This is a genomic window from Cyclobacteriaceae bacterium (assembly GCA_013141055.1).
GTDB lineage: Bacteria > Bacteroidota > Bacteroidia > Cytophagales > Cyclobacteriaceae > ELB16-189.
Map to the genome: position 1 here is coordinate 375,180 of JABFRS010000002.1, position 16,772 is coordinate 391,951.

The 16,772-nt window shown below is 43.2% G+C and carries 13 protein-coding genes; 10 read left to right on the top strand and 3 right to left on the bottom strand.

All coding sequences use genetic code 11. From position 1 onward, the window contains the following. Positions 1 to 4: 4 nt before the first annotated feature. Complete coding sequence (dnaB, locus tag HOP08_16155; protein NOT76461.1) at positions 5 to 1,519, bottom strand: replicative DNA helicase; 1,515 nt, start codon at positions 1,517 to 1,519, stop codon at positions 5 to 7. 250 nt (positions 1,520 to 1,769) lie between these two features. Here dnaB and HOP08_16160 point away from each other — a divergent pair, with 250 nt between their 5' ends. The 3 genes from HOP08_16160 to HOP08_16170 all read left to right on the top strand — a co-directional run bounded on the left by HOP08_16160 (position 1,770) and on the right by HOP08_16170 (position 4,506). Next, entirely contained in the window at positions 1,770 to 2,705 is a 936-nt protein-coding gene (locus tag HOP08_16160; protein ID NOT76462.1) for a hypothetical protein, read from the top strand. 60 nt (positions 2,706 to 2,765) lie between these two features. Continuing rightward, entirely contained in the window at positions 2,766 to 3,572 is an 807-nt protein-coding gene (locus HOP08_16165) for a 3'-5' exonuclease (protein NOT76463.1), read from the top strand. A 157-nt stretch (positions 3,573 to 3,729) separates the two neighbouring features. Continuing rightward, a complete protein-coding gene (locus HOP08_16170; protein ID NOT76464.1) occupies positions 3,730 to 4,506 on the top strand; it encodes a prohibitin family protein in 777 nt (258 codons plus the stop codon). A gap of 68 nt (positions 4,507 to 4,574) precedes the next feature. Here the strand turns inward: HOP08_16170 and HOP08_16175 are convergent, their stop codons facing one another. Beyond that, positions 4,575 to 4,955 carry a DUF2452 domain-containing protein gene (locus tag HOP08_16175; GenBank protein ID NOT76465.1) on the bottom strand — a complete coding sequence of 127 codons (381 nt, stop codon included), beginning with the start codon at positions 4,953 to 4,955 and terminating at the stop codon, positions 4,575 to 4,577. A gap of 540 nt (positions 4,956 to 5,495) precedes the next feature. Further along, entirely contained in the window at positions 5,496 to 6,287 is a 792-nt protein-coding gene (locus HOP08_16180; protein ID NOT76466.1) for a M48 family metallopeptidase, read from the bottom strand. A gap of 119 nt (positions 6,288 to 6,406) precedes the next feature. Here HOP08_16180 and HOP08_16185 point away from each other — a divergent pair, with 119 nt between their 5' ends. The 7 genes from HOP08_16185 to serA all read left to right on the top strand — a co-directional run bounded on the left by HOP08_16185 (position 6,407) and on the right by serA (position 16,603). Next, positions 6,407 to 7,021, top strand: a complete 615-nt coding sequence (locus tag HOP08_16185) for a fumarylacetoacetate hydrolase family protein (GenBank protein ID NOT76467.1) — start codon at positions 6,407 to 6,409, stop codon at positions 7,019 to 7,021. Continuing rightward, the gene (locus HOP08_16190; protein NOT76468.1) at positions 6,960 to 8,912 is read left to right on the top strand and encodes a M23 family metallopeptidase; all 1,953 of its coding nucleotides are present in this window, start codon (positions 6,960 to 6,962) and stop codon (positions 8,910 to 8,912) included. The genes HOP08_16185 and HOP08_16190 overlap by 62 nt, the downstream gene beginning before the upstream one ends. A gap of 4 nt (positions 8,913 to 8,916) precedes the next feature. After that, positions 8,917 to 9,423 (top strand): thioredoxin-dependent thiol peroxidase, encoded by a 507-nt coding sequence (gene bcp, locus HOP08_16195; protein NOT76469.1) that lies wholly within the window; start codon positions 8,917 to 8,919, stop codon positions 9,421 to 9,423. A gap of 575 nt (positions 9,424 to 9,998) precedes the next feature. Continuing rightward, positions 9,999 to 11,048 carry a creatininase family protein gene (locus HOP08_16200; GenBank protein NOT76470.1) on the top strand — a complete coding sequence of 350 codons (1,050 nt, stop codon included), beginning with the start codon at positions 9,999 to 10,001 and terminating at the stop codon, positions 11,046 to 11,048. Between the two features lie 91 nt (positions 11,049 to 11,139). Further along, a complete protein-coding gene (locus HOP08_16205) occupies positions 11,140 to 13,374 on the top strand; it encodes a M28 family peptidase (protein NOT76471.1) in 2,235 nt (744 codons plus the stop codon). A gap of 16 nt (positions 13,375 to 13,390) precedes the next feature. After that, positions 13,391 to 14,614, top strand: a complete 1,224-nt coding sequence (locus HOP08_16210) for an amidohydrolase family protein (GenBank protein NOT76472.1) — start codon at positions 13,391 to 13,393, stop codon at positions 14,612 to 14,614. Positions 14,615 to 14,710: 96 nt separating this feature from the next. Next, positions 14,711 to 16,603, top strand: a complete 1,893-nt coding sequence (gene serA, locus HOP08_16215; protein NOT76473.1) for a phosphoglycerate dehydrogenase — start codon at positions 14,711 to 14,713, stop codon at positions 16,601 to 16,603. The last annotated feature ends 169 nt before the right edge of the window (positions 16,604 to 16,772 follow it).

The following is a 16,772-nucleotide window of genomic DNA, read 5'->3' on the forward strand; positions in this document are numbered from 1 at the left end:
TGATTTAAAAAGGCATTTCCTCATCACCTCTTGGCGGAGGTGGAACATCATCGCGGAAAGAGTTAAGCCTGCTTTCACGGGTAACGCTGCCAAAGGAACTTTCACCGGAAGAAGGACCATCGAAATCCGCGAACTTAGTGTACTTACCTATGAACTTCAATTTGACAGTATCCAACCCACCGTTTCTATGCTTGGCAACAATTACTTCGGCCATCCCCTGAGTAGGCATACCCTCTTCATCCACTGTAATTTTATAATACTCCGGACGATACAGGAACATAACAATGTCTGCATCCTGCTCGATAGATCCTGATTCACGTAAGTCGGACAACTGAGGGCGTTTATCTCCACCACGGGTTTCCACACCGCGACTCAACTGTGAAAGTGCCAGCACCGGAACTTCAAGTTCTTTGGCAATACCCTTGAGCGCACGCGAAATCGATGCAATCTCCTGTTCACGATTACCCTGGCTTTCACCTTTCATCAACTGGAGGTAATCAATAACGATCAACTGAACATTATGCTCTGCCTTCAGACGACGGCATTTAGCACGAAGCTCAAGAATAGATAATGCTGGTGTATCATCAATGAATATAGGCGCTGCTGACAGGCGGTTGGTCTTATGAACCAATTGCTGCCATTCAAAGTCTGCGAGATTTCCACGCTTGATCTTTTCTGACTCCAATTCTGCTTCTGCAGATATGAGACGATTGACCAGCTGAAGGGATGCCATTTCAAGAGAGAACAATGCTACAGGGAAATTGAAATCCACGGCCGCATTGCGCAATGCAGAAACTACAAATGCTGTCTTACCCATACCAGGTCGTGCGGCGATGATCACAAGATCAGATTTCTGCCAGCCGCTCAATAGTCGGTCAAGCTTTGTGAAACCGGTTGGAACTCCTGTCAGGCCGTCCTTATGATTTTTTCTTTCCTGAAGTTCTTGTACCGCCCTCGACATCAATGACTTCATGGTGTCATAGTTCTTTCGAAGGTTGGAATCAGAAATAGCAAAGACGGATTGTTCCGTTTTATCAAGAAGGTCGAATACGTCGGTAGTATCTTCGTAAGCATCCTGCTGAATCTGTGATGAGATCTGGATCAGCTCACGTTTGATCGCCATTTCAATAATATAGCGGGCGTGATATTCAATGTTGGCGGCGGAGCTGACCTTGGATGTAAGCTCAGCAATAAAGTAGGCGCCCCCTACTATTTCGAGCTTGCCATTTTTGCGAAGCTGCGCTACTACCGTTCTCATGTCGACAGGTTCCGATGTTTTGAACAGGTCGACGATAGCAGTATAAATCTCTTTGTGTTGTTCTGTGTAAAAATGCTCAGGGCGCAAGAACTCAATGACAGCTGTTAAAGCGTTCTTTTCCAGCATCAAAGCACCCAGCACTGCCTCTTCAAGATCAAGCGCCTGAGGCGGCAGCTTACCCAGATTCTCCGAGATATCCCGGGGAAGTAACTTGGTAGTTTTAGTGCTGCCTGACCTCAATGACGTTGACCGTTGCTCCATACTTCGTGGTTGTTGTACGTGATTCGTAAAAGGGAGACAAACCTAAAGATTAAAAACGTTCCGTATCTTTCACTTTCCACAACTTCTAAACAATCTACACACAATCAACGTAGGATTTTGGGAAATAATTTGAAGTTTTGGCTATTAAAAGAATGATTAAGAAAATATTAACTCGTAAACTCCTAACACTGAACACTTTTAAAGGAGAAACATTTTACTTTACTTCAAGCCGCGAAAAAATCCAAACTCATTGGAGAAATTAAAGAAAATACATTTCATCGCCGTTGGCGAAAGCAGCATGGCAGAACTTGCCATCGCCCTCAAGCTGAACGGACATGACATTACTGGCTCAGATGAAGAGATCAATACAGGCATCAAGGCTAAGTTATTGACTAACAACCTCGTGCCTCAGAAAATAGGCTGGTCTCCTGAATTGATACAGCCAGGCATGGACTCTATTATTATAGGGACATCGGTTAGCGCAGATAATCCAGAGTTGAAAAAGGCCCAGGAGTTCAAGCTGCCCATCTATTCTTTTGCTGACTTTATCTATGAATTGTCAAAGGACAAGCATCGCCTTGTGGTGGCAGGCAGTCATGGAAAGACCACGATCATGCTTATCATCCTTCATGTTCTCAATTTTCATAAAAGGAAATTCGATCATGTGCTCACAGGAGGAGCCTCCATTAAGGAACCCAACCTTATTAAATTATCAACTGCTCCCCTCATAGTTATTGAAGGTCAGGATGTTATGACTCGCGCTATTGATGGCAAGCCTGCGTTCTTAAAATACCATCATCATATTGGAGTTATCAGCGGGATCGAGTGGCAACGTTCTGATGCCTACCCTACCCAGGAAGAATATGCCCGTCAGTTTGGTCTCTTTGGAGCCGCTACACCGAAGGGAGGAATTCTGATCTATTTCGAGCTGAACCCGGTCGTAGCAGTTTTGTCCACAGTCAACCAGCCGGATGTAACGATGGTTCCGTACAAGACCTATGTCAGCGACAACGACGGGAGTCATGAGTATCTGATCACGTCAGAGAAGAAACGGGTTCCTCTCAAGATCACGGGCAAGCATAATCTGCAAAGCATCAGCGCAGCGAAAGAAGCATTGAAGAAAATCGGCATTACTTCAGAGATGTTTTATCAGGCGATTCCAACTTTCGAAAGCGCAATTCATTAATCAAATTTTGGTTTGAAGATTTTAATGCTTTGATGCATTATCTTTAACGTTTCCAATGGCATGAAATTAAATCTTAAAATACCACTTTGCTTCTTCGATCTTGAAACGACTGGCATCAACATCACACAGGATCGTATCGTAGAGATCGCAGTGATCAAGCTCATGCCGAATGGGGAGATCCTTGAGAAGAAGAACCTCGTCAACCCGACTATTCCCATCCCATCCGAGTCAACTGCCATTCACGGCATCAGCAATGATGATGTGAAAGATAAACCTTCGTTTAAAGAACTGGCGAAAGATTACGCAAGGTTCTTTGAGGGTGCTGATCTAAGCGGTTTTAATATTCTGAAGTTTGATGTGCCTGTGCTGGTAGAAGAGTTCTTACGCGCAGGCGTTGACTTTGACTATTCGCGGAAGCGGATCATTGATTCACAGCGCATCTATCATCTGATGGAAAAGAGAAATCTGGCGGCGGCATTGAAATTCTATTGTGACAAGACGCTTGAAGATTCTCATACAGCTCTGGCTGATACCCGTGCCTCCATGGATGTATTGTTATCGCAAGTAGAGCGTTATGAAAATCTCGAGGTAACAGATGGTTTGGGGAACTCACTTGGCTTCATGAAGAATGATCTTGATGAGCTTCACAAGCTGACCTCTTCTGCCATGATCGATCTGGCCGGACGCATGGTCATGAATCATAAAGGCGAACCTGTCTTCAATTTCGGAAAACATAAGAACAAGAATGTCCTGGCTGTCTTAAAAGAAGAATCTTCTTACTATGATTGGATGATGAACGGAGATTTTTCCCTGGATACCAAGAGGAGATTGACCGAGATCAAGCTGAGCGAGCTTAAAAGAGGCTAGCATCCTGAAGCATTCCAATTCTCTAAGATTTGCCACCAAAATAAATACTCTCTCCCCCGGTGACGAGCGACACTACAGTATATCCAAATAAGTGAATTCAAATAACTCGCGAGCGACCTTTCTCTAAACGCGACAGTTTCACTTAAACTCAATTGTCATGCAAACAAATCGTTGGCTTATCAGCCTATTGGCTGCGTCATTGTTATCCTCCTGTGCGATCATCCGGCCTGGAGAAGTCGGCATCAAGCAAAAGTTGGGAAAGATCAAGAATGATCATCTTCCTCAGGGTCCATATGTATTCGATCCATTCACCACGATCATTTATAAAATTCCGGTAAGAACCGTTGAAGCATTCAATACGCTGGACGTTCCAACCAAGGAAGGGCTTACTGTAAAATCGGAGATCGCCTTGCTGTACCATGTAAAGCCAGAGGCAGCGAGAGAAGTTTATACCAAATATGGTATGAACTATCAGGAGGTTATTGTAGAAAGTAATTTCCGGGCGGTGGTCCGTCATATCGCGGGGATGTACTTTGCCAAGGAACTGTTTGCTGTAGACCGGAAAAAGATCGAAAAAGAGATTTATGATGAGATTTCTGCCAGTATTTGGGATAAGGGCTTTGTCACAGATGCCGTGCTGCTGAAAAGCATAACGATGCCCGAACAGATTTTTCAGGCAGTGGAGAATAAGTTAAAAGCTGAACAAGAGTCGCTTCAAATGGAGTTTGTGATCAACAAGCAAAAGAAGGAAGCAGAGCGGATGCAGATCGAAGCCGAGTCGATCAAGAACTATAATCGTACGATCTCGGAAAGTCTTTCAGAAATGATGATCCGGTATAGCAGCGTGCAGGTAATGAAAGGACTTGTCACATCTCCCAATGCAAAGGTGATCATTACTGACGGGAAGAGCCAGATGCTAATTGGAGATAAATAAATTGAGTGTTGATTTTAGTCGCTTGAACCAGTATCCTGATTCAGGCGACATTTTTAATATTGGATTTATCAGGCTTCTTCCTTCCAGGTATGGTCCGCCAGTAACCTCACTCCTGCCACGAATGTCTTGTAAGGAATTTTGGATCCCCATTCTTTCGGTCCGATCATCGATACCAGATGATTACCATCTTCCTTTTCATATAGATAATAACGCTGACCGATCACTGGATTAAAGCTGAGTTTCGCATCATAAATGATCAAAGAAAGTTCTTTCCGTTGCTGGATTTCCCTTGCCTGCACCGCGAGGAGCTCAATCTGTTGCCTGATCTGAGTCAACTGCATGTTTGTCTGCTCTTCCATCGCTGTCAGAGCATGATGGCGGATAATGCCTTCTTCGTTAGGCTTGATCACTGCACCGGAAACTGAAGCTGAGTATGGAAGCACACTCATCTGCTTGTGATAGATCTCGGTATTGGTTTTAACCTGGCCATCACCCTGATGATGCTTCTGAATCACTTTTAATAAACCTTTCGGTGTGATCTCATGCAATACTTCCAGTATCAGCCTGTGCTCGCGATAGAAATCGGTTTGAAAGCTGGTAAGTTCTGAGAAAGAACACTTAACGGTGTCTGCGATTTCAGGATTATCAAAGGACTGCTCCTCGTTATTGGGAACTACAACATAGCTTGAATTGAATCCCTGGTCTTCGATCGTGACCCAGTTCATCGAAATGGCAAGCTGGTTCTTCCCATCTCCTAAAGCTATCTTATAGATACCTGACTTTGGACGTAATCCAATTTCATACGTTCCCTTTTCAGGAAACAATTGCCATGAGGCTAAAAAATTGTAAGCTTCAACCATAATAAACTAAAAAAGCCATCGGCAATGCCTTTGGCTATTGAAGTCATTAAAACGTAAGATCAGATCAAACTGTTTTAACAAACGTGAAAATTCTTTTAATAATCTTTCTGTTATCTCACATCGATAAAATTACTTCTTATAGTATTTCATCGCTTCTGGTATCCAACCTTTCAGGTCTTTGATACGGGTTTCATTAGCAGGGTGAGTAGATAAAAACTCAGGAGGTGCGGCACCGCCACTGGCACTCATGCGTTCCCAGAATACTGGTGCCTGACTTGGATCATATCCTGCCATGGCAAGGAAGATGATACCCAGGTGATCTGCCTCTGATTCATCCTGACGGCTGAACTTCAGCATGCCGATATTAGAACCTGCTCCTACAGCCTGCATCAAAAGTTGCTTTCCTGCTGTTGGGTTTGAACCCATCAATGCGCTGAATGTACTCAGACCAAGTTGTGACACCATCTGCTGGCTCATACGTTCTCTTCCATGATTGGCGATCGCGTGGGCAACTTCGTGTCCCATGACAATGGCTATTCCGGTTTCATCTTTACAGATAGGAAGAATGCCTGTATAGAAAGCAACCTTTCCACCGGGCATGCACCATGCATTAACAGTCTTGGGATCTTCAATGAGGTTGAACTCCCAGTCAAAGCCTGACAATTCATTTGAGAGACCGGCATTTGCCATATATTGTTCAACAGCTCTCTGGATCTTCATCCCTACAGTCCTGATCTGCTGGGTCTTCTGTGCATCGTTTGAAAGCGGGCCTTTTGCAATGACAGCTTTATATTCTTCGGCAGCCATTGGAATTATTTCGGAGTTAGATACAAGACTCAACTGCTTGCGACCAGTAAGTGGTACAGTAGCACAACCGTATGCAATGAGGAGTCCGGTAAAAACGATAAGTAATTTTTTCATGTAGTTGATATAAAGTGTGAAGGTAGAAATACGTTCTTAAAATAACTGTTAAAAAATGCCATAAATGTGTATTTCAACCTGTTTTGTTGATAACTTTGCTTAAATAATCATGCCAGTCTATGAGAATCTTTGCCATCGGTCGTAACTACGTTGAGCACATTCAGGAATTGAATAATGAACGTCCTGATGAACCTGTGATCTTTACCAAGCCTGACACGGCGATTATCAGGAACAATGCACCGTTCTATTACCCTGATTTCTCTAAAGATGTGCATCATGAAGTTGAATTAGTGCTGAGGATCTCGAAAGAGGGGAAGAACATTGAAGAGAAATTTGCCCATAAGTATTATGACGCCATCGGTGTGGGGATTGACTTCACGGCACGGGACTTGCAGTCTAAGCTGAAAGAGAAGGGATTGCCCTGGGACATCGCAAAAGGCTTTAATGGGTCGGCCCCTATCTCTGACAAGTTTATTCCGGTGTCTGAGTTTAAAGATTTGAAGAATATAAATTTTAAGCTGGAAGTGGATGGACAACTCAAGCAGCAGGGAAATACCAGCTTGCTTCTTTTTCCATTCGATTACATTATAGCGTATCTGTCAAAATTTTTTACACTTAAAACCGGAGACTTAATTTTTACCGGCACTCCCAAAGGAGTGAGCCCTGTTACGCATGGAAACAAACTATCAGCATATATTGAAAATGAGAAGCTGTTGGAGTTCGAGGTTAAGTAAGGCAATCCTACTATTATTATTTCCTTACGCCGTCTCAGCTCAATTCAGTGAACCCGATGCATCCCTGCCAAAGAATGCCGGAATAGGTAACTACCTCTTTCCTATTAATCCCGGTCGACCCAACCAGCTTGCTGGAACGATGGGTGAATTACGAAACACACACTTTCATGGTGGTATTGATATCAGGACTGATAATCAGATTGGAGTGCCTGTTCTTGCCACTCAGGATGGATACATTTCAAGAGCATCCGTCGGTACAGCAGGTTATGGAAGAGTGCTCTACCTCTCTCATCCTGATGGAAAGACATCTGTCTATGGACACCTTGACCGCTATAAGGGAAAGATTGCGAAGTATGTCAAGGAAGAACAGTATCGACGTAAGACGTTTGAGATTGATCTTTTATTAAGTCCTGAAGAGTTTCCGGTCAAGAGAGGTGATACGATTGCTTTATCAGGAAACACCGGCGGATCGTCCGGCCCTCACCTTCACTTTGAAATCAGGGATGGCAATTATGTATTGAATCCATTGAAGTTTGGTTTTACAGAGATCAAGGACAACATCGCTCCCACTGCACAAAAGATTGCCCTTCGCACACTGGATATTAATTCACGCATCAACGATCAGTTTGGACGATTTGAATTCACGTTGGTAAAAAAGTCAGCAAGTGAATATGTATTGCCTATCCCCATCCTCGCTACCGGACGCATTGGGGTTGAACTGCTGGCAGAAGATCGCATGGATGATTCACCAGCACGCTGTGGCATCAATTACATTGAAATGTTTGCCGATAGTCAGAAAGTCTTTACCCAACACATTGAGCGGGTGGATCTCGAGGAGACGCGCGGTATTCTTGCCGTTGTTGACTTCAAGACAATGGAGATCAGGGGAAAACGATTCAACAAACTTTATATTGATGATGGAAATCGTCTGGACTTTTACAAAAATGCAAGAGAAGGAATTATCACTGTCAAAGATTCTGACCGAAGCATCCGCATATTATTAAGAGATGAGTCGGGCAATAAGAGTAACGCACGTTTCCAGCTTAAGAACAATCCAATGGACACGGAAATGCTTCTTCCTGCAAAGAAGGTCATTGGCATAGAATCAGATCTGTTTGAAAACTCATTGATTGTATCATCCTCGTTTTGCAGCGATTCAGACAAGCTCACCATTTTTTCAAATGGCAAGGCGACGGAAGTACCCTTCAATTATGCCTCCATCACACAAAGAGTTTATCTTATTGATCTCCGAAAAAGTCAACCCGATTCTGTAAAGACCTGCCGTGGAAGTCTTGTCTTTCATTTTAAGGACATTGTTCCATCTACTACGATCTATACATATTACAGCGACTGGGCTGATGTTCGCTTTCCTGAAAATTCACTTTATGATACATTGTATCTTAATACCAATCACCGGGCTGAAAACAAAAAAGAATCATTTGTAATCGGGCAACGTACCATTCCCTTACACAAGAACGTACTGGTTACATTAAAGCCCGACTTTCAATTGACTCCATCCAAAGATCTGGCAGTGTATAGGCGTGAAGGCAATAGCGCCTCTTACCTGGGCGGCGAATGGGCCGGCAGTAAAGTAAGATTCAGCACGCGGGAACTTGGTGAGTTTGTTTTTCTGAGAGATACTGTTCCTCCAGTGATTACCAAAGTCAGGATTGACAATCAATCTGCAAGGCTAAGAATACGTGACGGACTTTCCGGCATCTCTTATTATGAAGCAAACATTAATGGGCAATGGTTATTAATGATCTATGATTATAAAACCGGCATTCTTCAATCTGATCGTCTGGATCTGAAACAACCATTAAAAGGAGATTTTGAATTGAAAGTTGTTGACCGTGCAGGCAACGAGCGTATATTTAAACAAAAAATCTAACATCATGGCACTCAGCGTTGGCACCAAAGCACCTGACTTTAAAACTACTGATCAGGACGGTAAGGAGATTACAATGTCAGGACTCAAGGGCAAGAAGATCGTATTATACTTCTACCCAAAAGATATGACACCTGGATGCACGGCTGAATCTTGCAGCCTGCGTGATAATTATTCTGCTTTAAAGAAAGCAGGGTATGAAGTTTTTGGAATCAGTTCTGACAACGAGAAGTCCCACAGGAAGTTTATTGAAAAGGAGAAGCTTCCCTTCAGCCTCCTTGCCGATGTTGATAAATCTGTTCACGCGAAGTATGAAACCTGGGTTGAAAAATCAATGTATGGACGAAAGTACATGGGCACTGCACGTTTTACCTACATCATTGATGAGAAGGGAGTTATTAAAGAGGTCATTGAGAAAGTAGATACTAAAAATCACGCAGCTCAGATTCTTGGCGGCGGATCTCCTGCCAAGGTAGTAGCTAAGAAAGCAGCCCCAAAGAAAGCTAAGAAGTAAAGTTTTCGTCCCGGTTTCCGGTAGATGATTGCTGAGCTTAGCCTATGGATTTGCCATATGGTCCAGGAAGACATTTCAGAGAGTTATCAGAGCCGTACTAGGTTCGAACTATGTTCCAACTAGGTTCCAACTAGATTCCGACTATGTTCTTACTAGGTTCTTACTAGGTTCCGACTATGTTCTTACTATGTTCCAGCTATGTCAGAGAGAAAGGGCTGTATGGCAATTTCAGGCCAAAATCGATGAATAGTAAGACCCTCTACTTATAACTTAAAGGAAGTAATGAAGGTTGCTAAAAAAGGAAAAAAATTCAGTCTCTGAACCCGATGCTCAGATCCATCCGAGGCTTAACGCAATCCACGGTATGGCCGCAAGTGTAACAGTGATGGCAGTCCAGATTAACAGTTTACGATTGGAACGTTTCATAGAGATAGCGTACAATGAACTGCAACGTCAATCTATTATCAGAGTTGCGGGATAAGTTCCCCTTTAACGATTCATTAACATCTTTTAACAAAACTCAGCCACTTTACGGTAGTCTCTGAATTCTCTATATTCCCTCATCAAATTAATTTATGAAGCCTACCCTGATCATTATCCTGTTGCTTTCATCCTTAAATCTTGCGGCACAGAAAGCAATCTACGTTGAGATGCTTCCCTGGACAGAAGCCAGAAAGATGCTGACCGATACCACCATCGTTGTAATTCCGCTGGGTGCTGAATCAAAAGAACATGGACCTCATCTTCAACTGCGAAATGACTGGCTCATTGCAGAGTATCTGAAAAAACGCATTGCAAAAGATCAATCGGTGGTCATCTACCCTACTATCAATTATCATTATTATCCATCGTTTCTTGAATATGCAGGATCTACATCCTTAAGACTGGAGACTGCCTACTCTACTCTCGTTGACATATGTCGTGCAATCTCTGAGCATGGACCGAAAAAGATCTATATTCTGAATACAGGTGTATCCACTCTTGTTCCCCTTAGGATTGCAAAAGAAATTCTGGCACAGCAGGGAATACAGATGACCTATACAGATATCCTGAATGTTGCTGGCGAAGCAGAGAAGAAGATAAAAAAACAAAGCGCCGGCACCCATGCTGACGAGATTGAAACATCCATGATGTTGTACATCGCGCCTGAAACCGTGAATATGAGTCTTGCAGCAAAGGATATTCCAGTTAACGATGGACCAGGACCATTGACATTGAATTCCAATAATCCCAATGGAAGGTATTCTCCTACGGGAATCTATGGAGATGCAACACTTGCTACAAAGGAGAAAGGAAAAGTGGTAATTGAAGCGATGGTCAATGGAATCAATGCCGAGATCCATTCATTGCGAAAAGCAGCGTCGATTAAGTCACCTGTCTATAATGATCTCCAATTCTATTCAGGTCAGTATTCTATTTCAAAAGATGAATCAATCACGATCTCAATGGAAAATGGTATCCTTATCTTTGAAAGAAAAGGAATCAGGAAGTTTCCCTTGCTCCAGCAATCCCAGACATCATTCACCATCGGCGAACGTGGCAGGATTGTTTTCTTTAATGATGGATCCAATATACTTTGCTATCTCAACTGGGACGGCATAGACTTTCTTGGAAAGAAGTCCTGATCTATTCTAAAATGAGATGAATACTATTCCACTAATGGTATTCTTTAATCTGCAACTCTCTGCTATCTTGTAGGTACCTAAAATCCAATCCATGAAGAAATTATCCATCCTCTTGTTTGTTCTGTTCCTGGCGTATCAGGGTTCAGCTCAAAAAGCAATTACAGGTTTTCCAAAGGAAACAACCGATACCGAACTTAAGCTTGAGCAAAAATTCGACAGCTATCTTACCGCTGGCAATCTTGACCAATGGATGAAAAAGATGGCAGCCCGTCCTCACCATGTTGGATCTCCTTATGGAAAAGTCAATGCTGAATTCATTCGGGATATGTTCCGTAGCTGGGGATGGGAGGCAGAAATTGAAACCTATAAAGTTCTCTTCCCCACCCCCAAAGTCAGAATACTGGAGATGGTTAGTCCTACAAAATTTGTTGCCAGAATTGCTGAATCAACTTTAAAGCAGGATGCAACTTCAGGTCAGACAAGCGAACAACTTCCTGTTTACAATGCATGGTCTGCTGATGGTGATGTTACCGGAGAACTTGTATTTGTTAATTATGGAGTACCTGCCGATTACGAACAACTGGAACGTCTTGGAATTGATGTGAAAGGAAAGATCGTCATAGCTAAATATGGCGGCTCCTGGAGAGGTATTAAACCCAAAGTAGCACAGGAACATGGTGCGATCGGTTGCCTTATATATTCCGATCCACATGAGGATGGTTATGCAGAAGGTGATGTGTATCCAAAGGGCGCTTACCGTCCAAGTGATGGAGCACAGCGGGGTTCTGTGTTGGATATGCCTGTCTATCCCGGTGACCCGTTGACTCCTAACATTGGTGCAACGGCTGATGCCAAACGCCTTAAACAAAGCGAAGCACTCAACCTGATTAAAATTCCGGTTATGCCAATCTCTTATGGTGATGCGCAGCCATTGCTTGCCGCATTAACCGGTCCTGTCGCTCCAGAAAAATGGAGAGGCAGCTTGCCTATTACTTATCATGTTGGTCCTGGCCCTGCCAAGGTTCATCTCAAGCTTCAATTCGACTGGAAGCTGGTGGATTGCTTGAATGTCATTGCGAAAATCAAAGGAAGTGAATTCCCGGATGAATGGGTTATTAGAGGAAATCATCATGATGGTTGGGTAAATGGAGCCAATGATCCTATCAGTGGTATGGTAGCAGAGATGGAAGAAGCACGTGCTATTGGCGAAATGGTTAAAGCAGGCTGGAAGCCAAAGCGTACTATAGTTTATTGTGCATGGGATGGAGAAGAGCCAGGATTGATCGGTTCTACAGAGTGGGTTGAACATCATGCAACAGAGCTTCAGCAAAAAGCAGTGGCCTATATCAACACCGATGGAAATGGAAGGGGATTTTTATTTATGCAGGGTTCCCATACTCTTGAAAAGATGATGAATGAGATTGCCGGCGAAGTAACTGATCCTCAAACAGGAGTCAGCGTTCTTGAAAGAAGCCGCTCCTATTTTGTTACCACAGCTTCCTCTGCAAAGTCGAAGAAAGAGATGATGGCAAAATCAACCGTTGCGATTGATGCCCTTGGCTCAGGCTCAGATTTCTCTCCTTTCATTCAGCACCTTGGGATTCCATCGTTGAATATTGGATTTGGAGGAGAAGATGGTGCAGGGGTTTATCACTCTATCTATGATTCATATGATCACTACAAGAGATTCGGTGATCCTAAATTTGAATATGGCATTGCTTTGGCGAAAACAGTAGGCAGAGCCACTTTGCGTTTTTCGGAAGCAACTGTATTACCGTTTGACTTCATAGGGTTTCACAAAACTGTTAATCAGTATTTGACGGAAGTCACTGACCTAATCAACAATGTCAGGGAAACAACGGAAGTTGAAAATCAAATCATCAAGGAGAAAAGATATGTTCAAGCGGCAGATCCAATGTTAAAATACTCTGCACCCGTTGCAAAGGAGGCAGTTCCATTCATTAGTTTTGCCAGTCTGCAAAATGCATTGAGTACGTTGGAGAAAAGCACAACCAATTTTGCTGATCTCTATGCTGCAAATCCCAAGCACAATACCAACCTCACAAAACTCAATCAACTATTGTATCAGGCAGAGCAAAAGTTACTTTCCACCAACGGCCTTCCACGGAGACCATGGTATAGGCACAGCATCTATGCTCCTGGATTCTATACAGGGTATGGCGTAAAGACACTCCCGGGAGTACGTGAAGCGATTGAGCAGCGTGACTGGAAAGAAGCACAAGAGCAGATTGAAGTTGTTGCAAAGACTCTTCTTGAATACTCTGCGCAGGTGGATGCCGCATCAAAAATCCTAATGCTCCGCTGATCTTAGAACACAAAACATGAGAATAATTCTTTCCATCATACTTGCGCTATCCCTGCAATTATCTCAGGCACAACTCCCTCAGAAGAGCTATGCCTTAACGAATGTGAATCTTTTCAATGGAGTTGATAATAAGATCACGCCAAACGTCATCATTTTTATTAAGGATAAAAAGATAGAGCGCATTGGAAAGACAGGAGATGTTATTGGTAAGGAATATGAGATCGTGGATTGCATGGGAAATTATGCAGCTCCCGGAATGATTGATGCGCATACTCACATCAGCACGTTGGAATCCGCAAAGCGTGCACTGCTTTCCGGTGTCACTACTGTTCGAAGTGCTGGTGTATCGTCCTTTGAAGATGTTGCGATTCGAGAACTGGCGAAGTCAGGAAGAATTGCAGGACCCGATATCATTCCTGCCGGAGTCTTTATACGTCCCACGATCGATGATGATGTATTGGCTGATCCTAGACTCGTGAGTCTTCTTTCTGGTGTAAGCACTGATGAGGAGTTGAAGCTATTAGTGAATGTGAATATTGATCGTGGTGCTGAAGTAATAAAAACCAGAAGTACTGAACGCGCCGGTCTGCCAGAAACAGATCCACGTCAACAATCATACACGCAGCATCAGGTTAAAATAATTGTGGATGAAGCAGCAAAGCGTAAAGTCCCCGTCATGGTTCATGCTCACGGGGATGAAGGTGCGCGTGCTGCTGTCCTTGCGGGAGCAAAGAGCATTGAACATGCAAGTTTTCTAACGGAGCAGACATTACTATTGATGAAAGAGAAAGGAACGTTCCTGGTCCCTACCTTCATCACACTGGAAGATCTTACTACACCTGGTGGTGATTTCTCAAGTGCCGCACTGGAGCTCCGCGGAAAATTTATGTTACCTTCTGCTGAGAAGGTTTTCAGAAAAGCTCATTCGCTTGGCGTGAAGATCGCAACGGGTGCAGATAATTTCTATTCATCCACCAGCACCAGTCGCATATCATTGGAAGCAGAACATTTTGTAAGAATGGGGATGACCAATTTTGAAGCACTGCAGTCAGCAACGGTTGTCAGCGCAGACCTGATAGGACTCTCCTCCAGGACCGGAAGAATTGTTCCCGGATATGAAGCAGATATTATTATTCTCCCTGCTAATCCGCTTGAGGATATCAAAGCGCTTCAGGATGTACTGATCATTGTGAGCAACGGATATCTGCCATTGAAAAGACTTCCGTTTGGAAAGGAATAAATTTCAAACCAATGGTCAGGCAGTCCGATCAAAAGAATTCCTCATTTTTCAAATTTCATTCTTCATTTGATTTACCTTTGAGATTCAATTTTTGAAATGAAGCTCAATAAGTACTATGTAATCGATTTCGACAGCACTTTTACGAAGGTTGAAGCCTTCGATGTACTGGCGGACATCTCTCTTAACGGTCATCCTGATAAGGCAAAAATCGCCAAAGAGATTGAAGAAATTACCCGTCAGGGAATGAACGGTTCTATTTCCTTCCGTGAATCACTTGAGCAAAGACTAGCGTTGCTGAATGCAGATAAAAAACATATTCCTGCATTGGTGGAATTATTGAAATCTAAAGTTTCTGAATCATTCAAACGGAATAAAGATTTCTTCACCACCTATTCCGATAATATTTACATTATTTCTAATGGCTTTCGCGAATTCATTGACCCGGTCGTTACAGAGTTCGGTATCAAGTCTGAAAACATTCTTGCCAATGAATTCACTTTTGACAAGCAGGGCAAAGTAACAGGCTTTGACAAGAACAATCCATTATCGATGAATGATGGAAAGTCTGAACAGTTGAAGCGTCTCAATCTTCAGGGAGATGTTTATGTAATTGGTGATGGGTATACCGATTACGAGATCAAGAAATCGGGTCTCGCAAATAAATTCTATGCCTTTACAGAAAACATAGAGCGCGAAAATGTATCCAGTAAAGCAGATCACGTTACTCCCAGCCTGGATGAGTTCCTCTATCTCAACAAGCTGAACACAGCTATCTCCTACCCTAAGAACCGCATCAATGTGCTACTTCTGGAAAATGTTCATCCTGTGGCGATTGAATTGATGAAGGCGGAAGGATTCAATGTCGAGAATTATCCTGCAGGACTGGAAGAAGATGAACTCTGTGAGAAGATAAAGAATGTATCAGTACTGGGAATCCGTTCCAAGACTCAGGTAACAGCAAAAGTTTTAGACAGTGCTACCCGACTGATGACGATCGGTGCTTTTTGCATTGGCACCAACCAGATCGATCTGAAAGAAGCGACCAAAAAAGGGATCGCTGTCTTCAATGCACCTTTTAGTAATACGCGTTCCGTAGTTGAGCTTGCTATCGCAGAGATGATCATGCTGATGCGCAACATTCCTGACAAATCTGCCAAGATGCATAAAGGGCAATGGGATAAGTCGGCGAAAGGAAGTTTTGAGATCCGGGGAAAGAAACTTGGAATCATTGGATACGGAAGCATCGGCACACAGCTTTCTGTCCTTGCTGAGAATCTTGGTATGCAGGTTTACTATTATGATCGTGAAGAAAAGCTTGGACTGAGCAATGCAACCAAGTGCAAGACACTGAAAGAACTTTTGGCGATCTCTGATGTCATTACACTTCATGTTGATGGTCGTGAAAGCAATACCAACCTCATTGGAGCGGAAGAATTTGCGCAAATGAAAACCGGTGTTCTATTCCTCAATCTCAGTCGTGGGCATGTAGTAGATGTGAAAGCACTGCGCGAAAGTATCCTTAGTGGAAAAGTCGGAGGATGTGCTGTTGATGTGTTTCCTCATGAGCCTATCAGCAATAATGAGGAGTTTGTTTCTGAGTTAAGGGGACTTCCCAATACCATCCTATCTCCTCATATCGGGGGAAGCACTGCCGAAGCACAGGAGAACATAGGAAATTTTGTTCCTGGCAAAATGATGGACTACATCAACACAGGAAGCACCAGTAACAGTGTCAATTTCCCGAATCTGACATTGCCAACACTTGAGAATGCGCATCGCCTTATTCACATACATAACAATGTTCCTGGGATTCTTGCCAAGATCAATAAAGTTCTGGCCGACAATGGGATCAACATCGCGGGGCAATATCTTAAGACCAACGAACACATTGGTTATGTGATCACGGATATTGACAAGCATTACAACAAGGAAGTGATAAAGGATCTGAGAGCGATTGAGAATACTATCAAATTCAGAATTCTTTATTGACCAATGCGTGGTCCTCAGGAGATTTAATCTTAAGGCATAAGATTAAAATTAAAAATCCACTGAATGAGGATTGAGTGACTGAACCCCAATTACGACAAGTTTTGAGCTGCCGTCAACCGCAACCTTCTTCTGTTATCCTGCTTTTTGGGCGAGGCTCTGCAGTAAACTA

Excerpts from the sequence above, each read along its gene's own strand:
- dnaB (NOT76461.1), bottom strand. The coding sequence starts at position 1,519 with ATGGAGCAACGGTCAACGTCATTGAGGTCAGGCAGCACTAAAACTACC.
- HOP08_16165 (NOT76463.1), top strand. The coding sequence starts at position 2,766 with ATGAAATTAAATCTTAAAATACCACTTTGCTTCTTCGATCTTGAAACG.
- HOP08_16170 (NOT76464.1), top strand. The coding sequence starts at position 3,730 with ATGCAAACAAATCGTTGGCTTATCAGCCTATTGGCTGCGTCATTGTTA.
- HOP08_16175 (NOT76465.1), bottom strand. The coding sequence starts at position 4,955 with ATGAGTGTGCTTCCATACTCAGCTTCAGTTTCCGGTGCAGTGATCAAG.
- HOP08_16180 (NOT76466.1), bottom strand. The coding sequence starts at position 6,287 with ATGAAAAAATTACTTATCGTTTTTACCGGACTCCTCATTGCATACGGT.
- HOP08_16185 (NOT76467.1), top strand. The coding sequence starts at position 6,407 with ATGAGAATCTTTGCCATCGGTCGTAACTACGTTGAGCACATTCAGGAA.
- HOP08_16190 (NOT76468.1), top strand. The coding sequence starts at position 6,960 with ATGGAAACAAACTATCAGCATATATTGAAAATGAGAAGCTGTTGGAGT.
- bcp (NOT76469.1), top strand. The coding sequence starts at position 8,917 with ATGGCACTCAGCGTTGGCACCAAAGCACCTGACTTTAAAACTACTGAT.
- HOP08_16200 (NOT76470.1), top strand. The coding sequence starts at position 9,999 with ATGAAGCCTACCCTGATCATTATCCTGTTGCTTTCATCCTTAAATCTT.
- HOP08_16205 (NOT76471.1), top strand. The coding sequence starts at position 11,140 with ATGAAGAAATTATCCATCCTCTTGTTTGTTCTGTTCCTGGCGTATCAG.
- HOP08_16210 (NOT76472.1), top strand. The coding sequence starts at position 13,391 with ATGAGAATAATTCTTTCCATCATACTTGCGCTATCCCTGCAATTATCT.
- serA (NOT76473.1), top strand. The coding sequence starts at position 14,711 with ATGAAGCTCAATAAGTACTATGTAATCGATTTCGACAGCACTTTTACG.